This window comes from Pseudotabrizicola sp., assembly GCF_030656345.1.
In the GTDB taxonomy this organism is placed as follows: domain Bacteria; phylum Pseudomonadota; class Alphaproteobacteria; order Rhodobacterales; family Rhodobacteraceae; genus Pseudotabrizicola.
On sequence record NZ_JAUSNR010000019.1, the window covers coordinates 279,660 to 299,421 of the forward strand.

Below are 19,762 nucleotides of genomic sequence, written 5' to 3' on the forward strand. Positions count from 1 at the left end.
CAGGGCGCATGTGCCCCGAAACCCGCCATCAGCTGTACCTGCCCTCCGAAGACGCAACCGACAGGCTTGGCGGTGTGTTGGCTGAACACCTGCGCCCGGGCGATACGATCTTGCTGACCGGACCGATCGGGGCCGGGAAATCCCATCTGTCGCGCGCCATCATCCGGGCGCGGCTGGGGCGGATGGAGGATGTGCCCTCCCCCACCTTTACGCTGGTCCAGACGTATGAAGACGCGTCCGGCGATATCTGGCACGCTGATCTTTACCGCCTGTCCCACCCGGATGAGGTGCTGGAACTTGGGCTGGAGGAGGCGATGGCAACCGCGATCTGTCTGATCGAATGGCCGGACAGGCTTGGGTCGCATCTGCCGCCAGACGCGATAGTAATTGCACTGTCACCGCAGCAAGAGGGCCGTCGCGCGCAGATCGTCTTTACCGGGCGCCCCGAACTGGCCAAGGCTTTGCATGACCCGGCGCGTTGACGCATCAAACGCCTTTCTGGCGGCAAACGGCTGGGGTCAGGCTGTGCGGCAGTTTCTGGCGGGCGATGCCTCTGACCGCAGCTATGACCGGCTGACCCGCGGGGATGAGACGGCGGTGCTGATGGATGCGCCGCCCGGGTCGGCGGACGATACAGGCGCTTTCGTTTCTGTCGCGGCGCATTTGCGCGGTATCGGCCTGTCTGCGCCCGAAGTACTGGCACAGGATCTGGCACAGGGTTTCCTGCTGATCGAAGATCTTGGCGACGCCCTGTTCGCGCGCGTTCTGGAAACGTCGGCACAGCAGGAGGCAGGCCTGTATCACGCGGCGGCAGACGTTCTTGTAAGGGTGCAGGCCCAACCCGCACCTGTGGGCCTGCCCGACCTGACCGCGGCAGACTGGGCGCAGGCGGCAGTCTTTGCGCTGGACTGGTACGTTTACGCCGCAACCGGGCATCGGCCAGACCCGGCACGTTTTGTGCAGACACTGACCGATGCTCTGACAACACATGCCGACGGGCCAAGGGTCCTGATCCTGCGCGATTATCATGCGGAAAACCTTCTGCATCTGCCCCACAGGACAGGGGTGGCGGCGGTCGGGCTGCTGGATTTCCAGCTCGCCCAGATGGGGCAGCCGGGGTATGATCTGGTGTCTTTGCTGCAGGATGCCCGGCGCGATGTGTCGCCCGAGGTGGCTGCCAGCGTGACCGCCTATTTTGCAGATGCAACCGGACGGGATCTGCCGGGTTTTGAAGCCTCTTGCGCGGTTCTTGGCGCGCAGCGGTCTTTGCGTATTCTGGGCATATTCGCCCGGCTGTGCCTTGTGGGCGGCAAGCCGGGATATCTGAAACTGATGCCAAGGGTGTGGCGGCAGTTGCAGATCAACCTGTCGCATCCCGCGCTGGCTGACCTTCGCGCCGTCTGCGATGGCCTTTTGCCCGCCCCCACCGACACCGTTTTACAAAAGATCGGGGACCAATGCGCCAGCCCTACCCCCTGATGCTGTTCGCCGCCGGCTTCGGCACCCGCATGGGCGCACTGACCGCACATCAGCCCAAACCGCTGGTCAGGGTTGCCGGCCTGCCGCTGATTGACCACGCAAGGCAGATCGCCGCGCAGGCCGGGGTGACGCATCTGGTGGCAAATCTGCACTACCTCGGCGACCAGCTCGCCGCGCATCTTATGGGCAGCAACGTGGCGCTGTCGTGGGAGCGGGATGCGATCCTTGATACCGGCGGCGGGCTGAAGGCCGCGCTGCCGCTGCTCGGCCCCGGGCCTGTGCTGACACTGAACACCGATGCGGTCTGGACCGGGGCCAACCCGCTGACCCGGCTGATGCAGGCGTGGGACGACACGAAGATGGACCAGCTGTTCCTGCTGCTGCCCGCAGCACAGGCCTGCAGCGCCACGGGCCGGTCTGATTTTGTGATGGACGATGCGGGCCGTGTCGACTGGGCCAAGGGTCGGGACGGGTATCTTTATCTGGGCGCACAGATCATCCATCCGCGCCTTCTGACCGAGACCGAAGCGTCATTTTCGCTGCATGGCCCGTGGAGCCGGTCAATGGCCGCAGGCCGCGCTTACGGTGTGTTGCACAAGGGCGACTGGTGCGATGTCGGCCATCCGGAAGGCATTGCCGCGGCCGAAGCCATGGTGTCGGCAAAGGATTGCCCCGATGTTCAGCCCTGACGAGCCCCGCCTGTTCGCCGTTCCGCCCGGCGTGGATTTCCCTGCCGCGCTGGTCGCGGGCCTGCGCGCACGGATGCAGGGCCAACCCCCCGAGTCGATGGCGCGGGTGACGCTGTACCTGAACACCACCCGGATGCGGCGCCGTGTGGTTCAGCTGTTCGGCCAGCAGGGGGCGGGGTTCCTGCCGCGCATCCGGCTGGTGACAGATCTGGAAGCGGACGCCGCCGCCCCTGCCCTGCCACCCGCCATCCCTGCCCTGCGCAGCAAGCTGCAACTGACCGTGCTGATCGGGCGGCTGCTGGACACTCTGCCCGACCTTGCGCCGCGCTCTGCCTTGGCCGATCTGGCCGACAGCCTGTCCGCCCTGATGTCGGAAATGCAGGGCGAAGGCGTGACGCCAGACCGGATTGCCGGGCTGGATGTGTCGGACCATTCTGAACACTGGGCGCGCACCCGCGAATTCCTGACCATCATCGCGCCATTCTTCGCCGATGACAGCCAGATCGATGCCGAAGGGCGTCAACGCCGGCTTGTGCAGATGCTGGCCGAGCTTTGGTCCGCCATGCCGCCGAATGATCCGGTAATCATTGCCGGATCAACAGGGTCGCGCGGAACCACGGCGCTGCTGATGCAGGCGGTGGCCCGGCTGCCGCATGGCGCGATCATCCTGCCCGGTTATGATTTCGACATGCCGGAACAGGTCTGGCAGGGGCTGGATGACGCGCTGACCAGTGAAGATCACCCGCAATACCGCTTCCACCGGCTGATGGCGCTGACAGGCTCTACGCCTGCGGACATTCGGCCTTGGCACGACACCCCGCCGCCAAGTGCGGCACGCAACAAGGTGGTGTCGCTGGCCCTGCGCCCTGCCCCGGTGACCGATCAGTGGCTGGTCGAGGGGCCGTCGTTGCCTGACCTGACCATGGCGATGGAAGGGGCGACGCTGATGGAAGCACCCTCGCCCAGACAGGAGGCCCTGTCGATCGCGCTGATCCTGCGCGACGCGGCGGAACGGCGGGTTCCGGCGGCGCTGATCTCACCCGACAGGGTGCTGACCCGTCAGGTGGCAGCGGCTTTGGACCGTTGGGGCATCCGCCCGGATGACAGCGCCGGGGTGCCGCTGAACCAGTCTGCCCCCGGACGATTTCTGCGCCATGTTGTGCGGTTGTTCGGGCAAAAGCTGACCTCTGACGCGCTGCTGACCATGCTGAAGCATCCGCTGACAGCCTCGGCGATGGACCGGGGGCAACACTTGCTGTTGTCGCGCGATCTGGAGCTGAAGCTGCGGCGGGAAGGCCCCGCCTTTCCGACCGGGCCGGATCTGATCAGCTGGGCGATGGTGCAGCGCAATGACCATGCGCTTGGCTGGGCAACCGCCTTGGCCGGGGCGCTGGACGGGCTGGCAGAGGCAGGCCCGGTGCATCTGGCAGATCACCTTGCCCGCACGCGCACGCTTGCCGAACGCCTGTCACGCGGCCCGGCCCCCGATGGCACCGGGCGGCTGTGGGAAGAAGCGGCGGGTGAGGCGGCGCAGGCGTTTCTGTGCCAGCTGGAGGCAGAGGCCGGTCACGGCGGCACCCTGACCCCCGGCGAATTCCGCGATCTGTTCGAAGGGTTGATCTCGGGCGAAGAGGTGCGCGCGCCGATGATCGCGCATCCCGGCATCATGATCTGGGGCACGCTGGAGGCGCGGGTTCAGGGGGCAGAGCTGGTCATTCTGGCCGGACTGAACGATGGCACATGGCCCGCCCTGCCCCCGCCAGACCCCTGGCTGAACCGCAAGATGCGGATGGATGCGGGGCTCTTGTTGCCCGAACGCCGGATCGGACTGTCAGCGCATGATTTTCAACAGGCGGTTGCCGCGCCGCAGGTGGTGCTGTCGCGCGCGCTGCGCAATGCCGAGGCCGAAACCGTGCCATCGCGCTGGATCAACCGCCTGACCAACCTGATGGACGGGCTGCCGGTGCGCAACGGCCCTGAGGCGCTGCGCCAGATGCGCGCGCGCGGGCAGGTGTGGCTGGACCGCGCCGCCGCGATGGACAGGCCGCTGGCAGACCCGGATGCCGGGCTGCGCCCGGCGCGGCGCCCGTCGCCCTGCCCGCCGCTGGCGGCGCGACCCGATGCCCTGTCGCTGACCCGGATCGAGGTGCTGATCCGTGATCCCTACGCCATCTATGCCGACAAGGTGCTGAACCTGCGCCCGCTGGACCCGATCCGACAGGCCCCCGATGCGCGCGACCGTGGGACGGTGGTTCACGCTGTTCTGGAATGTTTCGCGCGCGAAAGACCGCAGGATGAAGACCGCGACGCCGCCTATACGCGCCTGATGCAGATCACCGCCCGGGTGCTGGAGGCAAAGGTGCCATGGCCCGCCGCCCGCGCGCTGTGGTCCGCCCGGATGGAACGCGCGGCCAACCATTTCCTGACGGTTGATGCCGCCGACGGGGGCGAGACCATTCTGGTCGAGGGCCGGGGCGAGCTGCTGTTGCAGGATCTGACCTTCACCCTGTTCGGCACGCCCGACCGCATCGACCTGCTGCCCGGCGGCAAGCTGCACCTGATCGATTACAAGACCGGCAGCCCGCCCTCGGAAAAAGAGCAGAAATCCTTTGCCAAGCAACTGCATCTGGCCGCGCTGATTGCCGAAGACGGCGGATTCAAGGGGCTTGGGCCGCAAGAGGTGGCCAAGATCACCTATGTCGGCCTTGGCTCATCCGGCAAGGTGACGGAAGATGAGATCACCGAGGACAAACTGGCCGCAGTGCGTGATGGGCTGTACCATCTGATCGGGTCTTATGCCCGGCTGGGTCAGGGCTACACCTCGCGCCGGGCAGTGTTCACCGAACGCTTCCCCGGTGATTACGACCATCTGGCGCGCTTTGGCGAATGGGAGATGACCGACAGGCCGGACCCGCAGCCAGTGGGCGGAAAGGCCGACACATGACGCATGATGCAAGCCTTGCGCAGATGGCTGCGGCGCAACCGGCGCTGTCAACATGGCTGTCGGCGAATGCGGGGTCGGGCAAGACCCGGGTGCTGACCGACCGGGTGGCGCGGCTGCTGCTGAACAAGGTGCAGCCCCAGCACATCCTGTGCCTGACCTATACCAAAGCCGCCGCGACCGAGATGCAGAACCGCCTGTTCCGCCGTCTGGGTGAATGGGCGATGAAGCCGGATGACGCCCTGCGCGCCGATCTGACCGATCTGGGCGAAGGCGATGCGCTTGACGCGGGCCAACTGGCGCTTGCCCGCCAGCTTTTTGCCCGCGCGATCGAAACGCCGGGCGGGTTGCGCATTCAGACCATCCACAGCTTTTGCGCCACGCTGCTGCGCCGCTATCCGCTGGAGGCTGGCGTCACCCCCGGCTTCAAGGAAATGGACGACCGCACCGCCAGAACCCTGCGCGATGATATCGTGCAGGACATGGCAGACCGGCTTGCGCCCGCGCAGGTGGCGACTTTGGCGCGACACTATACGGCGGAAGATTTCGGCGCGCTGATGAATGAAATCTGCATCCGCGCCGATGATTTTGCCCGCCCGCTGTCGCGCGCGGATGCGCTTGCGCGGTTTGACCAGCCGGAAACCCTGACGCTGGACCGGCTGCTGGCATCGGTGTTTCTGGGGGATGAAGGCGATATTCTGGCCGAACTGACCGCCCGGCTGGCCGGCAGCGGCGTGAACGATCAGAAGGCCGGGAACAAGCTGGCAGCGCTGGACCCGTTTATCCCGGACCTGCGCAGCCTGCAGGTGCTGGAAGGCATCTTCCTGTTCGGATCGGGCGCGCGGGCCAATCAAGCCAAGCTGAACGACTTCCCAGCCAAAGACCTGCGCAATGCCCTTGGGCCCTTGGGCGACCGGCTGCAAAAGCTGATGGGCCGGGTCGAGGGCGCACGCGCGGCGCGGGTGGCACTTGAGGCAGCGGAAAAGACCCTCGCCCTGCATGATTTTGCACGCGTCTTTCTGGGGCTTTACACCCAGCGCAAGGCTGACCGGGGCTTTCTCGACTTCGACGACCTGATCCGCAAGGCGGGCCGTTTGCTGAACGATCCCGGCCTTGCGGCATGGGTGCTGTTCCGGCTGGATGGCGGTATCGACCACATTCTGGTGGACGAGGCGCAGGACACATCCCCCGCGCAATGGCGGGTGATCGAAAAGCTGACGGCGGAATTCACAGCCGGACGCGGGGCCAGCGACAAGACCCGCACGCTGTTTGTGGTGGGTGACAAGAAACAATCGATCTATTCCTTTCAGGGTGCCGATCTGTCAGCGTTCGAGGCCAGACGGCAGGAATTCGGTGCCAAGTTTGCCGCCATCGACCAACCGATGCAGGACCGCACGCTGGACTATTCCTTCCGCTCATCGCGGGCCGTTCTGGATGTGGTGGACGCCACCTTTGGCAATGCCTTTCCCGCCGCCATGGGCGATCCGCCCCGACATGTCGCGTTTTTCGACACGCTTCCCGGCCGGGTCGATCTGTGGCCGCTGATCCCCAAGGCTGACACCACGGCGGATGAGGATGGCTGGAACCCGGTTGACCTGATTTCCGACAGCCACCACACGGTGGAACTCGCCCGGCTGATCGCGGCGGAAATCCGCGCGATGATTGATGCGGGCGTGCATATTCCCACCGCCAAAGGCGAAAGCCGCCCGGTGCAGGCGGGCGATGTGCTGATTTTGGTGCAGACCCGCGGCACCTTGTTTTCGCAGATCATCCGCGCCTGCAAGCAGGCCGGGCTGCCGATTGCCGGGGCCGACCGGCTGAAGCTGGGCGAAGAGCTGGCGGTCAAGGATCTGGTGGCGTTGCTGTCATTTGTGGCCACGCCCGAAGACAGCCTGTCACTGGCCGCCGCCCTGCGCTCACCCCTGTTTGGCTGGTCCGAGGACCGGCTGTTCCGTCTGGCGCATGGCCGGGCGGACCGGCACCTGTGGGCCAGCTTGCGCAACACCGACGCGCCGGACACCCTGCCCATTCTGAACGATCTGCGCAGTCAGGCCGACTTTCTGCGCCCCTATGAGATGCTGGAACGCATCCTGACCCGCCACAAGGGGCGCCAGCGCCTGCTGACCCGGCTGGGGCCAGAGGCGGAGGATGGCATAGACGAGCTGCTCAATCAGGCGCTGGCCTATGAGAGCAATGATGTGCCCAGCCTGACGGGCTTTCTCACATGGCTGGAAAGCGATGTGGTCGAGGTCAAGCGCCAGCTGGACAGCGAGGGGTCAAACATCCGGGTGATGACTGTGCACGGGTCAAAGGGGCTGGAGGCACCGATTGTCATCCTGCCCGACACCGCCGACCGCAGCCCGCGCGACCATGCCGAAGTGATCCGGCTGGCAGATGGCTTGCCCGTCTGGAAAACCGCCGAAAAGGACAGCCCGCCGGATGTTGCAGCGGCGCTGGATCTGCGCAAAGCTAGGATCGCCGAGGAAAACCTGCGCCTTTTGTATGTTGCCCTCACCCGGGCGCGGTCGTGGCTGATCGTCGCCGGTGCCGGTGAGGCGAAGATCGCCAGCGGCAAAGAGGCGAAACCGCGCGAGAAATGGGCCTGGCACCGGCAGGTCGAAGCCGGGCTGAACGCGCTGGGCGCACGCGCCGATGCAACAGGCCGCCTGCGCCATCAGGTCGGGCTGTGGCCTGCGAACGGGCTGGTGCCGGTGGCAAAGCCATCGGTTGCCACCTTGCCCGGTTGGGTCGCTACCCCCGCGCCGGATGCGCCGCGTGATCTGGCCCCGCTGTCACCCTCCGACCTTGGCGGTGCCAAGGCCCTGCCAGGCGAAGGCGATCCGGTCGATGTGGCCAAGGCGCGCGGCACCGCCCTGCACCGCCTGCTGGAAACCCTGCCCGCGCTCGACCGTGCACTGTGGCCCGCCACAGCCCGCGCCCTGACGCCCGCTGCGTTCGATCCGGAGGCGTTCCTGTCCGAGGCGGCAGCGGTGCTGTCGATGCCAGAGGCCGCCGCCCTGTTCGCGCGCGAAACATTGGCCGAAGTGTCCGTCACCGCGACCCTGCACGGCCAGCAACTGGCCGGCACGATAGACCGGGTGGTGCTCACGCCGGACCACGTGCTTGTGGTCGATTTCAAGACCAACCGGGTGGTGCCTGACACCCCCGATCTGGTGCCTGAATCCATTTTGCGGCAGTTGGGGGCCTATGCCCATGCGATGCGTCAGATCTACCCGGACCGGCAGATCGAGACGGCGATTTTGTGGACGGCTGCACCGAAACTCATGTATCTTGATCCCGAAGCCGTGACTGCAGCGCTTGGCCGGGCCCCGTTGCTTGACCTTTCGACTGGCAATGCCTAGCTTTGCCTGTGAACATATTCCATTCAGGAGATACGAAATGGGCGCTGCGACCGTTGCTGTCACCGACGCCACCTTTGATGCCGAGGTCCGCCAGTCGGCCCTTCCCGTCGTGGTGGATTTCTGGGCCGAATGGTGCGGCCCCTGCCGTCAGATCGGCCCGGCTCTGGAAGAGCTGGCCACCGAATATGCCGGCAAGGTCAAGATCGTGAAGATCAACGTGGATGAAAATCCCGAAAGCCCGGCGCAACTGGGCGTGCGCGGCATTCCGGCACTGTTCCTGTTCAAGGACGGGCAGGTTGTGTCGAACAAAGTGGGTGCTGCGCCGAAAGCGGCGCTTGCAACATGGATTCAGTCGGCGATCTGATTGCTGCTGATCATCAGCAAGGGGCGGTCCTGCGGGGCCGCCCTTTTGTTTTGCGCCCCGGTCGCCATATAAGGGGGCAAGTGACGGAGGCATCATATGGCAGACGATAAATTCCCGGGCTGGCACGGCACCACCATTCTTGCAGTGCGCCGGGGGGGTGAGGTTGTGGTGGCGGGCGACGGGCAGGTCAGCCTTGGCCAGACCGTCATCAAAGGCACCGCGCGCAAGGTGCGCCGCCTGTCGCCCGGCGGGCATGATGTGGTCTGCGGCTTTGCCGGGTCCACCGCCGATGCCTTCACCCTGCTGGAACGGCTGGAGAAAAAACTGGAAGCCGCCCCCGGCCAGCTCGCCCGCGCCTGTGTCGATCTGGCGAAAGACTGGCGCATGGACAAATACCTGCGCAACCTTGAGGCCATGCTGATCGTCACCGACGGGCGCGAGCTGTATGTGATCACCGGCGCAGGCGATGTGCTGGAACCGGAGCATGATGTCGCCGCCATCGGCTCGGGCGGCAACTTCGCACTGGCCGCAGCCCGCGGGTTGATGGAATCCGATCTGACCGCCGAAGATGTGGCCCGCAAGGCAATGGCGATCGCCGCCAGCATTTGTGTTTATACGAATGGCAATCTGACGGTGGAAACCATCAAGGCCGTCTGACCTTTTGCGCCTGAACATAGGCCCGCAGGACAGCGTTCATGCGGGTCTGATAGCCTTTGCCGTTGGATTTAAAGAATTCCAGAATGTCGGCATCCAGTCGGAGCGACACCATCTGCTTGTTTGCAGGCTCGACCAGAACGGCCTTGTCCCAATCTACAGGGAACTCCTCGGGACCCTCATAATCCCCCGCGTTCCTGAGGTGATCCCAATCGGTTTCACCCTTCCTCGCCCGGAGTTCGGCGAGCGACATACGCTTCAAATTGCTCCCGCTCATATTTTCGTGCCCTTCGTGCGGTGATAATGCGAATTGAATCGCCTCGTCTGGTGTGGATCACAGCCAGAAAGACGCCATGGAACTGACCAACCGCGATCCTGCGATCCTCGATCTCGCTGCGGGCCATGAGAAGCAGATGCTCTTGCAGAAAGATCTCTGCGGCGTCGATGAAGTCTATGCTGTGCTTCTCAAGCGTAGCCAGACGTTTGGTTTCGTCCCATTCGAACATCTCAGAGGTTCCTTATGATCATTAGTAATGGTTCATAAGTTCACCTCACGATCTGGATTGATCTTCACATGAGAAGAAGCGCTCTGAACCCACTTCTTCACAAAATACGCCTTATCAATGTCATGACAAAATGTCAATACAAAATCCCACCCTTGGAACGCCTGACCAGAACGGCTATCTGTTCGGCATGAATGAACGGAAGCATCCATGATCGACCCACAAGATCTTCGCGCCGCCGTGCAGCGCGGGCTGATTACCGAGGCGCAGGCGGCGGGGCTGACGGGAATCGCCGAGGCGCGGCGGCAGGCGGTTGCGGGGGTGGCAACGGGAGAAGAGCCGTTTGTGCTGTTCAAAGGCTTTAACGAGATCTTCATCGTCATCGGGCTGACCATCCTGTTCACCGGATGGATCGGCATCTCTGCAGCACTTGGGGCCGAGGTGTTCAGCCCCGGCGGGTTTGATACCCTTCTGGTGGCGCTGGTCACGCTGGCCGGGCTGGCGGTGGTGCAGGGGTACTTTACCCTGACGCGGCGGATGATTGCGCCGTCGATTGCTTTGGCGATCATGTCGGCGCTGGCGGCCTGGGTTCTGGGCGCGGCTTTGGCGGATGTGATCGGCCTGCGCGGGCTGGCGGCATCGGCGGCAGGCTCTGCCGTGGTGGCCGGGCTGATGCTGCTGCATTACCAGCGCTTTCGGGTGCCGTTTGATGCGGCGATCATTGCAACTGCGGTGTTTTCGACCGTGTGGTCGCTGCTGGCCAGTGGTGGGGTGTTGCCAACGGATGGCATGGGCCTGCTGCATCTGTCCGGCACCGGACCCCTATCCATCCTGTCGCTGCTCTTCGGGTTGCTGACCTTTGCGCTGGCCATGCGGTTTGACATGTCTGACCCGCTGCGCGTGTCGACCCGCAGCACCACCGGGTTCTGGCTGCACGTGGTGGCGGCCCCGGCCATCGTCAACACCGTCGCGGTGTTCCTGTTGTCCGGCGGGCAGGGTGGCAAGCTGCTGCTGCTCGCCTTCCTGATGGCCATCGCGCTGGTCGCCCTCGCCATCGACCGGCGGTCTTTCCTCGTGTCAGGCGCAGGCTATGCGGTCTGGCTGATATTTGAGCTGTTCGACGGGTCGGCCATGGTGATCCTGTTCCTTGGCTTTGCGCTGGTCTTCCTTGGCGCGCAGTGGGACCGGCTGCGGTCTGCCCTGATGCGCGCCCTGCCGGCGTTTCCCGGCAAAACCAACCTTCCCCCCTATGGGAGCACATTATGACTGACCTGACCCCGCGCGAAATCGTGTCCGAGCTTGACCGCTTTATCATCGGCCAGAACGACGCCAAACGCGCCGTGGCCGTGGCCCTGCGCAACCGCTGGCGCCGCAAGCTGCTGGCCGATGACCTGCGCGATGAGGTGTATCCGAAGAACATCCTGATGATCGGGCCGACGGGCGTGGGCAAGACCGAGATTTCGCGCCGGCTGGCCAAGCTGGCGAAAGCCCCGTTCCTGAAGGTCGAGGCGACCAAGTTCACCGAAGTCGGCTATGTCGGTCGCGATGTCGACAGCATCATCCGCGATCTGGTGGATGCCGCGATGATCGACACCCGCGAGCGGATGCGCGAAGACGTGAAAGCCCGCGCGCAGGCGGCGGCAGAGGAGCGTGTGATCGAGGCATTGGCCGGGAAAGACGCCCGCGACCAGACCCGCGAAATGTTTCGCGGCAAGCTGCGCCGGGGCGAGCTGGACAAAACGGTGATCGAACTGGAGATCGCCGACACCTCCAGCCCGCTGCCGATGATGGGCGGGCCGGGGATGGAGCAGCAGATGCAGGGGTTGCAGGATCTGTTCAAAGCCTTCGGCACCCGCACCGTGCGCAAAAAGGTGTCGGTGGCGGAAAGTTATGATCTGCTGATCGGGCAAGAGGCCGACAAGCTGCTGGATGACGAGGCGGTCAAGGCCACGGCGCTGACGGCGGTGCAGGAAAACGGCATCGTGTTTCTGGATGAGATCGACAAGATCTGCGCCCGCAGCGATGCGCGCGGCGGTGATGTGTCGCGTGAAGGCGTGCAGCGCGACCTGCTGCCGCTGATCGAAGGCACGACGGTTTCGACCAAATACGGGCCGGTCAAGACCGACCATATCCTGTTCATCGCCAGCGGTGCCTTCCACATTGCCAAGCCATCCGACCTGCTGCCCGAACTGCAGGGCCGCCTGCCGATCCGCGTCGAATTGCGCCCGCTGACCGAAGCCGATTTCGTGCGTATCCTGACCGAGACCGAAAACGCGCTGACCCTGCAGTATTCGGCGCTGATGGCGACCGAAGCCGTCACCGTTACTTTCACAACCGATGGGATCGCGGCTTTGGCCCGCATTGCTGCCGATGTGAACCAATCGGTGGAAAACATCGGCGCGCGGCGGCTTTACACCATTCTGGAACGGGTGTTCGAAGAGCTGAGCTTTTCCGCGCCTGACCGATCAGGCGAAGCTGTCAGCATAGATGCCGATTTTGTCGAGGCGAATGTCGGTGCCCTGGCACGGTCTGCTGATCTGTCGCGCTACGTTCTGTAGCGGTGCGGGGCCGCTATTTCCCACGCCGCAGATAAACGTAATAGGCCCCTGAACCCCCATGCTTTGCGTGCGATTCGGCGACCTGCAGGACAACCCCCCCGATGGGGGGCAAGCGCAGCCACTGGGGCACCTGATGGCGCAAGGCACCGATGCGGGACGGGATCGGGCCGTGGTCCGGCTTTGTCTTGCCCTTGCCGGTGATGACCAGAACCAGCCGCAGGCCCTGTGCATGGGCGTTCAGGATAAAGCGGATCAGGTCCGGATGCGCCTCGGCAAGGGTCAGGCCGTGCAGGTCGATCCGCGCCTCGGGTGCCAGTTTGCCACGCGTCATGCGGCCGTAGGCTTTGGCATCCATCTGCACGGCGGTCTCTGCAGGCGGCTTGTGCAGGCTCAGGCCTGACCTGGGGGCAGGTGACCGGCTCTTTTCCCCCAGACGGAACGGGGCAAGTGGCGGGCTGGGCTTTTCCGGGGCGGTCAAGGGCTTCGGCTCGTCGGGTTTTTCGCTGCCGTGCAGAACCTCGGTCCCGTTGGAATGCATGGGCCGGGCGGTGCGGGCGACCGCATGCCACAGGTCTACTTCATCGGGCCTTAGGGTGCGACGCCGTGCCATGGATCATCTGTCAGACAAAAGCGCATAGGCGCGGTCAATCGGCAAAAGCTGGATCAGCCGACCGCCATCCTTGATCTTTCCCGCCGCTTCCCCGGCGGAAAAGCCGGTGCCGTAAAAGATGTCGGCCCGTTGAGCGCCCTTGATCGCGCCGCCGGTATCCTGCGCGATCATCAGGCGGCGCAATGGCTGACGACCCTCTTTCTCGACCCAGACCGGCGCGCCGAGCGGAACATAGGCCGGATCAATGGCGACAGAGCGCAATCCGGTGATCGACCGCCCCATCGCCCCGATCGGGCCGCTTTCCGCTGGCAGATCGTCGAGCTTGCGGAAGAACACGTAAGACGGGTTTGAATTCAGCAGATCGCGTCCGGGGCCGGGGTTTGCCCGGACCCAGGCCTTTATGTCCTGCGCCGACACATCGGCCATCGACGCGCCGCGGCGGATCAGCTCTTGCCCGATAGACCGATACGGCTGCCCGTTTTTGCCGGCATAGCCAAGCCGCAGCACCCGCCGGTCTGGCAACACGATGCGGCCAGAGCCCTGCACCTGCAGAAAATACACCTCAACCGGATCGTCGAGCCAGACCAGCTCCAGCCCGCGTCCGCGCAGGGCACCCGATTCAATCGCATCGCGCGGGTGGAAGACCTGACCTTCGGTCAGTTCCGGCGGCTTGCGGTACAATGGATAGGTAAAGCGCGGCGTGCGGGTGAGCGATCCCTGCAATTCCGGCTCGTAATACCCGGTAAACAGCGCAGGCGGGTCGCCCACGACGACCGGGCGGAACAACAGCTCAAAGAACTGGCGGGCGGCGGTGCGGCTGTCAGCCGCATCGGCGGCCAGTTTGCACACCGGCGCCCAGACCGGATCGCGCAGCGCGCCACAGGTGGTGCGGAACACCGTCAGCGCCGCCTGATGATCATCATCTGCCCAGCCGTCAAGCGTGTCAAACTCAAGAACCTGCGCGGGGGCGGGTGCTGCGGCCATCAGCGTGGCCCCGAGCAACGCGGCACGAACTGCATGTGTGATCCGCCCCACGTCCAGACCTTAGTCGCCGGTGGCGACAAGTTGCCAGTTCGGATCAGAGGCACCCATGACCCGCGCATAGGTCCAGATATCGCGCTGACGCTTGATTTCCTTGGCGCTGCCCTCAACAATTTCACCCGCCTTGTTGCGGATGACAGAGGTCAGCTCGCCGACATAGCGCACCGAAATTTCCGCCCGCTGGGTCGTGCGGTCAAAGGTGGCGTTGTGCAGCGCCAGCTCGCGCAGGCCGATGAACGTGGCCTCAACGGTCATGCCTTCGGCTTCACGCGCGTTGATCGCCTGGGCAAAGGCGGCCTCGATCTCATCATCGAGGAACGGGCGGATCGGGTCCAGCTCGCCACGCTCAAACGACATCAGGATCATCTCATAGGCACCGCGCGCACCCTGCAGGAAGGTGTTCACCGAAAAGTCCGGTTCTGCCAGTTTCATTGCGGCGAGCGCCTTGGCGGCATCCGACCCGTCGGCAACATGGTCGGTGATATCGCGGTCGGGACCGCCCTCAATCACCTCAAAGTCACGCTTGACGCGCGGCCGCACCTCTTCCAGCGGGACCGGCGGTTTTTCAAAGCCGTCGCGGGTTCCCAGAACGGAACGCAGCTTCAGGATCAGGAAAATTGCAATCCCGGCAAGCACGAGAAGCTGGATCAGGGAAGAGTTCATTCATAACCTCGATCAGACGCCGTGAAAGACCGGCTGTATTGGGGTTGGTAAACTGGGCAGTCGGCTCTTATGTAGGGCTGGTAGCGGGCGGTGTCTACGCCACCCGGCCCGCAAATACCGATGAAGGAGGCCAAGATGTGGCTTTTCGCGCTGTTCCTGCTGGTTCCGATGATCGAGATCGCTCTTTTCATCACCATAGGCGGGTGGCTGACCCTGTGGCCGACGCTTGGTCTTGTGCTGCTGACCGGCGTTATCGGCACCACTTTGATGCGCTGGCAGGGGCTGAAGGTGCTGGCCGAGCTGCGGGGCGATATGGGTCAGCTGAAGAACCCGCTGTCGCCGCTGGCACATGGCGCACTGATCGTTCTGGCGGGTCTTTTGTTGCTGACCCCGGGATTTTTCACCGATGCCATCGGGTTTTTGCTGATGGTGCCAAAGGTTCGTGAATTCGTGATCGCTTTCGTCGGCGCGCGGGTGAAGATCCAGACATTCGGTGCGCAACCGCCCCGGTCGGCCCCGACAGGCCCGACCGTCATCGACGGTGAGTTTTTCGAGATCGACGAAAACCAGCCCCCGCGCCCCCCCTCTGGCTGGACCCGGCATTGAGCCCATGCATCTGACCTGATAGGAACATATCCGAACCGTTTCTCAGGGAGAAAAGACACGATGGCCGAGGAAAATGGCGCAGCCGCGCAACCACAGGCGCAGCCACAGATCAAGATGCAGGTGCTGGCGCAGTTCATCCGCGACATGTCATTCGAAAATGCGGTCGCGCAGAAGGGCCTGAACGGCGGCGAAGTGCAGCCGGATATTCAGGTGGCTGTCAGCCTTGACGCCCGCAAGCGGCCACAGGACCACCAGTTCGAGGTGATCCAGAAGTTCAAGGTGACCTCAAAGAACCGGACCAATGGCGAGACGCTGTTCCTGCTGGAGGTTGATTACGGCGGCGTGTTCCATATCGAAGGCGTGCCGGACGAACAGATCCACCCGTTTCTGATGATCGAATGCCCGCGCCTGTTGTTCCCGTTTGTCCGCCGCATTATCAGCGATGTGACCCGTGACGGTGGCTTCCCGCCGCTGAACATCGACACGGTGGATTATCTGGCGCTGTACCGGCAAGAGCTGGCACGCCGGGCGCAGGCCACCGCAGCCGCGCCGCAGGGCCAGCCGAACTGAACCGGACGACACGATCAGGGGCCGGTCTGTGCAGACCGGCCTTTGCCGTTCAACCCCGTTTCAGCCAGACCGCAGCATCACCCAGTTTTGCGACAAACGCGGCATGGGCCGCCGCCTCTGCTTCGGTCAGCCGCGATGGAAGCGCAACCGGGCGCGGACGCGGGCGCCAGTCGGTATGTGTACCCGAAGCCCCGGACGATTTGTTCTTATCCGCTGTGGCAAGGGCAAAATCTGGCTGCCGGCCACCGACCAGTTCCAGATAAATCTCTGCCAGAATCTCGGAATCGAGCAGGGCCCCGTGCTTTTCCCGCGCCGAGTTGTCGACGCCGAAGCGGCGGCACAGGGCATCAAGCGAGGCGGGCGAGCCCGGGAATTTGCGCCGCGCAATCAACAGCGTATCGGTGGCCCGGCTGTTGGGAAGCGTTGGCAGCCCGGCGCGCTGCAACTCGAAATTCAGGAACTTCATGTCGAAGGCCGCATTGTGGATGACAAGCTGCGCATCGGCCACAAAGTCGAGGAACGCCTGCCCGATGGCCGCGAACAGCGGTTTGTCTTTCAGAAAGTCATCGCCCAGCCCGTGAACATCAAACGCCTCTTTTGGCATCAGCCGTTCGGGGTTTATGTATTGATGGTAGGTTTTGCCAGTCGGCAGATGGTTGAACAGCTCTACCGCGCCAATTTCTACGATGCGGTGGCCTTCGGTGGGTTCAAATCCTGTGGTTTCGGTGTCGAGGACGATTTCACGCATGGCTGCCTCGCAAATGGTCGATCAGCGCCAGAACATAGGCGCGGGTCTGGTCGATGGTCAGGGTTTCAACGATATGCGTGGCCCGGGCCCGTTTTTCAGCATCCGGCATCTGGCGTGCCAACAGCAAAGCGAACTGCGCATCGGTCATGCCGGGCCGGGCGAGCACGCGTTGGCGCTGCAGGATCTTTGGCGCGGTGACCAGCAGGGTCGCATCCATCTGCGCCTCGGTGCCCTTTTCAAACAACAGAGGAATGTCGAAAACCGCGATGTCAGTGTCGCATTGCGCCGCAAAACCATCGCGATCTGCAGCAACCAGCGGATGCACGACCGCCTCCAGCCGGGGCAGGGCAGAGGGATCGGATTCGATCCAGTTCCGCAAGGCCGCGCGGTCAATCTGACCGTCGCGCAGGGCGACGGGGCAAAGGTGCGCCACAGCCTCAACCGCCGCACCGCCGGTGGAATAAAGCCGGTGGACAGCGGCATCAGCGTCCCACACCGGAAGACCTTCAGCGGCAAACAGCGCAGCCGTGGTGGATTTGCCCATACCGATGGAGCCGGTCAACCCGAGCCGGAACACGCTCATGCCGACAAGACCGCCTGACGGGTGGCGTCGTCCACATCGGGGCGATGACCGAACCAGCGTTCAAAGCCGGGGGCGGCCTGGTGCAGCAACATGCCCAGACCGTCCACCACGGTGCAGCCCATGGCCTGCGCTTCGATCAGGAACTGCGTCATCAGGGGGGTGTAGACCAGATCTGTCACCACCGCATCAGACCGCAGCCCGTCGAGCGGCACCCGCAGATCGGATTTGCCCACCATGCCAAGCGAGGTGGTGTTGATCACGGTCGTCGCACCATCCAGCATGTTTGCGCCTTGCGTCCATTCGCTGACCACCAGTTTGGCCCCGAAGTCTGACCGCAACCCCTCGGCCCTCGGGCGGGTGCGGTTGGAGATGCGGATTTCCGGCACGCCCACCTCTATCAGCGCGGCGACCACCGCCCGCGCGGCACCGCCCGCCCCGAACACCACGGCGGGGCCGTCATGCGGCCGCCAGTGCGGAGCGTTTTGCCGCAGGTTGGCAATGAACCCGGACCCGTCGGTATTGTCGGCCTGAATCCGGCCGTCTTTGCGGAAAATCAAGGTGTTGGCAGCCCCGATCAGCGCCGCGCGATCGGTGATCACATCGGCAATATGAAGCACGGCTTCCTTGTGCGGAATGGTGATATTGACCCCGACAAATCCCATTTTCGGCAATGCGCGCAGCATATCCGCCAGATCGGATGTCGCGATATCCAGCGGAATGTAGTGGCCGCGAATGCCGTATCGCTTCAGCCAATAACCATGCAGCGCGGGAGAGCGGCTGTGCGCGATGGGGTGTCCGATGACGCCGGCAAGCGGGATGCGGGGATGATCTGTCATGTCGGAATAAGACCTCTGTCACCGAGGTAGCCCAGAACCGGCAAAAGGGGAAGGCCCATGACGGTAAACGAATCGCCCTCAACCGCGGAAAACAGGCGTGATCCTTCCTCCTCCAGCTTGTAGCAGCCGACGCTGTGGCGGATGCTGTGCCAGTTCCGGTCAACGTAATCGTTCAGATAGACGTCAGACAGCGGGCGCATCAAAAGCCGCGCTTCGCCCATGAAGCGCCAGACCGGCCTTGCGTTGTCATAGATAACGGCAGCGGACCACAGCTTGTGCCGCTGGCCCCTGAGCTTGCGAAGCTGGTCGCGCGCGTCATCCGGGGTTTCTGGCTTTGCAAACACCTCGCCCTGAAACTCCAGGATCTGATCACACCCCAGAACCATGCACTCGGGCCGCTTTTCGGCGATTTTCCGGGCCTTCATCTCGGCCAGGGTGTCAGCAATATCGCGCGGCCGCGCCTGTTCGGCCTGCAGGGCGCGGCGGATCGTATCTTCATCGATCTTCGCCGGCTGGACCGTAAACGGCACGCCCGCTGCGGTTAGCAGCTGCTGCCGGATCTGAGAGGTGGAGGCCAGAATAAGGGTCATTTCAGTCAGGACAGTCCTGTGGATATGCTTGCTTTGTTCACGCACCGCTTTTTGTGCGCAGGAGGCAGTTCTTGGCGAAGGGTGGCAAGTGGCACCTGTTTGTCAAGCAAGCCGGGGAAGATATCCCGCTGTGGATGGGAGAGATCTGGCGGTGTGGGAAGGCGACTAAATTGTGAAAATGTGGGAAACCCGCTGTGACACCATCAGATGTCTAAAATTTGTAAGCCGCTGTTAAATATTGGATTGTTCATTCTTATCCCCAGACACTGCTGATTTTCCACCGTCTTATCCAGAGGCCAACGGATGTGCACAAGATCGGGGAGAAAACTGTTCATTCTGTTGTCCACAGGGCCTACAACTACATTCCTTTCTTATATTTCTTTTAATAAGAAGAGGGAAAGCAGGCGGGGGCGACATGGCAGGATTTCTGGCGGACTGGTATTTCTGGACAAAGGCCCTGCACATCATTTCTGTCATCGCCTGGATGGCCGGTCTGTTCTACCTGCCGAGGCTGTACGTTTATCATGTAGAATCGGTTAAGACTGGCACAGAGACCGACAGCCTGTTTCAAACAATGGAACGCAGATTGCTGCGCGCCATCATGAACCCGGCAATGATTGCGACCTGGATTTTCGGTCTTGTGCTGGTGATGACGCCGGGCGTTGTGGACTGGTCGATGGTATGGCCTTGGGTCAAGGCAGCGTCGGTTCTTGCGATGACGTGGTTTCACATGTGGCTTGCGGGGCGGCGCAAGGATTTTGTCGGTGGGACCAATACGCTGACCGGGCGGCGCTACCGGATGATGAACGAGGTGCCGACGGTTCTGCTGGTGCTGATCGTGTTTTCGGTGGTTGTGAAGTTCTGATTTATTGACTTTTGACTGGTCTGGTCTTATCCGGAGCGGGACGTGGCCGTCCGGCCTTTGTTTTTCCCCCTTGATACTGTGGCGCTGCCTGTCGATCTGA

Annotated in this window: 21 protein-coding genes; 12 read left to right on the forward strand and 9 right to left on the reverse strand. The window is 63.4% G+C overall.

The window, feature by feature from the left end:
• Positions 1–8 precede the first annotated feature (8 nt).
• The 7 genes from tsaE (at position 9) to hslV (ending at position 9,492) form a co-directional block, all read left to right on the forward strand.
• Entirely contained in the window at positions 9–482 is a 474-nt protein-coding gene (gene tsaE / locus Q7J44_RS11675) for a tRNA (adenosine(37)-N6)-threonylcarbamoyltransferase complex ATPase subunit type 1 TsaE (RefSeq protein ID WP_304880036.1), read from the forward strand.
• Positions 466–1,479 (forward strand): aminoglycoside phosphotransferase family protein, encoded by a 1,014-nt coding sequence (locus Q7J44_RS11680; RefSeq protein ID WP_304880038.1) that lies wholly within the window; start codon positions 466–468, stop codon positions 1,477–1,479. Before tsaE ends, Q7J44_RS11680 begins: the two co-directional genes overlap by 17 nt.
• Positions 1,458–2,168, forward strand: coding sequence for a nucleotidyltransferase family protein (locus Q7J44_RS11685; protein WP_304880040.1), 711 nt, complete (start codon positions 1,458–1,460; stop codon positions 2,166–2,168). The genes Q7J44_RS11680 and Q7J44_RS11685 overlap by 22 nt, the downstream gene beginning before the upstream one ends.
• Positions 2,155–5,112, forward strand: a complete 2,958-nt coding sequence (gene addB, locus Q7J44_RS11690) for a double-strand break repair protein AddB (RefSeq protein WP_304880042.1) — start codon at positions 2,155–2,157, stop codon at positions 5,110–5,112. Before Q7J44_RS11685 ends, addB begins: the two co-directional genes overlap by 14 nt.
• The gene (addA, locus tag Q7J44_RS11695; protein WP_304880044.1) at positions 5,109–8,471 is read left to right on the forward strand and encodes a double-strand break repair helicase AddA; all 3,363 of its coding nucleotides are present in this window, start codon (positions 5,109–5,111) and stop codon (positions 8,469–8,471) included. Before addB ends, addA begins: the two co-directional genes overlap by 4 nt.
• Before the next feature lie 37 nt (positions 8,472–8,508).
• Positions 8,509–8,835 carry a thioredoxin gene (trxA, locus tag Q7J44_RS11700; RefSeq protein ID WP_103334991.1) on the forward strand — a complete coding sequence of 109 codons (327 nt, stop codon included), beginning with the start codon at positions 8,509–8,511 and terminating at the stop codon, positions 8,833–8,835.
• 96 nt (positions 8,836–8,931) lie between these two features.
• On the forward strand, positions 8,932–9,492 hold the full coding sequence (hslV, locus tag Q7J44_RS11705) for an ATP-dependent protease subunit HslV (protein ID WP_304880047.1): 561 nt from the start codon (positions 8,932–8,934) through the stop codon (positions 9,490–9,492).
• Here hslV and Q7J44_RS11710 read toward each other — a convergent pair.
• Positions 9,479–9,742 carry a BrnA antitoxin family protein gene (locus tag Q7J44_RS11710; RefSeq protein ID WP_304880049.1) on the reverse strand — a complete coding sequence of 88 codons (264 nt, stop codon included), beginning with the start codon at positions 9,740–9,742 and terminating at the stop codon, positions 9,479–9,481. The two genes, hslV and Q7J44_RS11710, sit on opposite strands and share 14 nt — an antisense overlap.
• The gene (locus Q7J44_RS11715) at positions 9,708–9,995 is read right to left on the reverse strand and encodes a BrnT family toxin (RefSeq protein ID WP_304880051.1); all 288 of its coding nucleotides are present in this window, start codon (positions 9,993–9,995) and stop codon (positions 9,708–9,710) included. The genes Q7J44_RS11710 and Q7J44_RS11715 overlap by 35 nt, the downstream gene beginning before the upstream one ends.
• Positions 9,996–10,202: 207 nt before the next feature.
• Here Q7J44_RS11715 and Q7J44_RS11720 point away from each other — a divergent pair, with 207 nt between their 5' ends.
• Positions 10,203–11,258 carry a hypothetical protein gene (locus tag Q7J44_RS11720; protein ID WP_304880053.1) on the forward strand — a complete coding sequence of 352 codons (1,056 nt, stop codon included), beginning with the start codon at positions 10,203–10,205 and terminating at the stop codon, positions 11,256–11,258.
• Positions 11,255–12,550: an ATP-dependent protease ATPase subunit HslU gene (gene hslU, locus Q7J44_RS11725; protein WP_304880055.1), complete on the forward strand. Its 1,296-nt coding sequence runs from the start codon at positions 11,255–11,257 to the stop codon at positions 12,548–12,550. The genes Q7J44_RS11720 and hslU overlap by 4 nt, the downstream gene beginning before the upstream one ends.
• Before the next feature lie 13 nt (positions 12,551–12,563).
• Here hslU and Q7J44_RS11730 read toward each other — a convergent pair whose 3' ends face one another.
• From Q7J44_RS11730 to Q7J44_RS11740, 3 genes are read right to left on the reverse strand one after another with little or no spacing between them, the layout of a single operon-like run.
• The gene (locus Q7J44_RS11730) at positions 12,564–13,160 is read right to left on the reverse strand and encodes a Smr/MutS family protein (protein WP_304880057.1); all 597 of its coding nucleotides are present in this window, start codon (positions 13,158–13,160) and stop codon (positions 12,564–12,566) included.
• A gap of 3 nt (positions 13,161–13,163) precedes the next feature.
• Positions 13,164–14,186 carry a murein transglycosylase A gene (locus tag Q7J44_RS11735; RefSeq protein ID WP_370693007.1) on the reverse strand — a complete coding sequence of 341 codons (1,023 nt, stop codon included), beginning with the start codon at positions 14,184–14,186 and terminating at the stop codon, positions 13,164–13,166.
• Positions 14,187–14,204: 18 nt separating this feature from the next.
• Complete coding sequence (locus Q7J44_RS11740) at positions 14,205–14,864, reverse strand: Tim44/TimA family putative adaptor protein (RefSeq protein ID WP_304880062.1); 660 nt, start codon at positions 14,862–14,864, stop codon at positions 14,205–14,207.
• 135 nt (positions 14,865–14,999) lie between these two features.
• Here Q7J44_RS11740 and Q7J44_RS11745 point away from each other — a divergent pair, with 135 nt between their 5' ends.
• Positions 15,000–15,470, forward strand: a complete 471-nt coding sequence (locus Q7J44_RS11745) for an FxsA family protein (RefSeq protein WP_304880065.1) — start codon at positions 15,000–15,002, stop codon at positions 15,468–15,470.
• Between the two features lie 60 nt (positions 15,471–15,530).
• On the forward strand, positions 15,531–16,040 hold the full coding sequence (secB, locus tag Q7J44_RS11750; protein ID WP_304880067.1) for a protein-export chaperone SecB: 510 nt from the start codon (positions 15,531–15,533) through the stop codon (positions 16,038–16,040).
• A 49-nt stretch (positions 16,041–16,089) separates the two neighbouring features.
• On the opposite strand, the gene dnaQ is transcribed toward secB, so the two are convergent.
• Genes dnaQ through Q7J44_RS11770 form a run of 4 tightly spaced genes read right to left on the reverse strand, consistent with a single transcriptional unit; the run spans position 16,090 to position 18,797 of the window.
• Positions 16,090–16,788, reverse strand: coding sequence for a DNA polymerase III subunit epsilon (gene dnaQ, locus Q7J44_RS11755; RefSeq protein WP_304880069.1), 699 nt, complete (start codon positions 16,786–16,788; stop codon positions 16,090–16,092).
• Positions 16,781–17,371, reverse strand: coding sequence for a dephospho-CoA kinase (coaE, locus tag Q7J44_RS11760; RefSeq protein ID WP_304880071.1), 591 nt, complete (start codon positions 17,369–17,371; stop codon positions 16,781–16,783). The genes dnaQ and coaE overlap by 8 nt, the downstream gene beginning before the upstream one ends.
• A complete protein-coding gene (locus Q7J44_RS11765; RefSeq protein WP_304880073.1) occupies positions 17,368–18,207 on the reverse strand; it encodes a shikimate dehydrogenase in 840 nt (279 codons plus the stop codon). The genes coaE and Q7J44_RS11765 overlap by 4 nt, the downstream gene beginning before the upstream one ends.
• On the reverse strand, positions 18,204–18,797 hold the full coding sequence (locus Q7J44_RS11770; protein WP_304880075.1) for a nucleoside triphosphate pyrophosphatase: 594 nt from the start codon (positions 18,795–18,797) through the stop codon (positions 18,204–18,206). Before Q7J44_RS11770 ends, Q7J44_RS11765 begins: the two co-directional genes overlap by 4 nt.
• A gap of 415 nt (positions 18,798–19,212) precedes the next feature.
• Between Q7J44_RS11770 and hemJ the strand changes: the two genes are divergently transcribed.
• Positions 19,213–19,662: a protoporphyrinogen oxidase HemJ gene (gene hemJ / locus Q7J44_RS11775; RefSeq protein WP_304880076.1), complete on the forward strand. Its 450-nt coding sequence runs from the start codon at positions 19,213–19,215 to the stop codon at positions 19,660–19,662.
• The last annotated feature ends 100 nt before the right edge of the window (positions 19,663–19,762 follow it).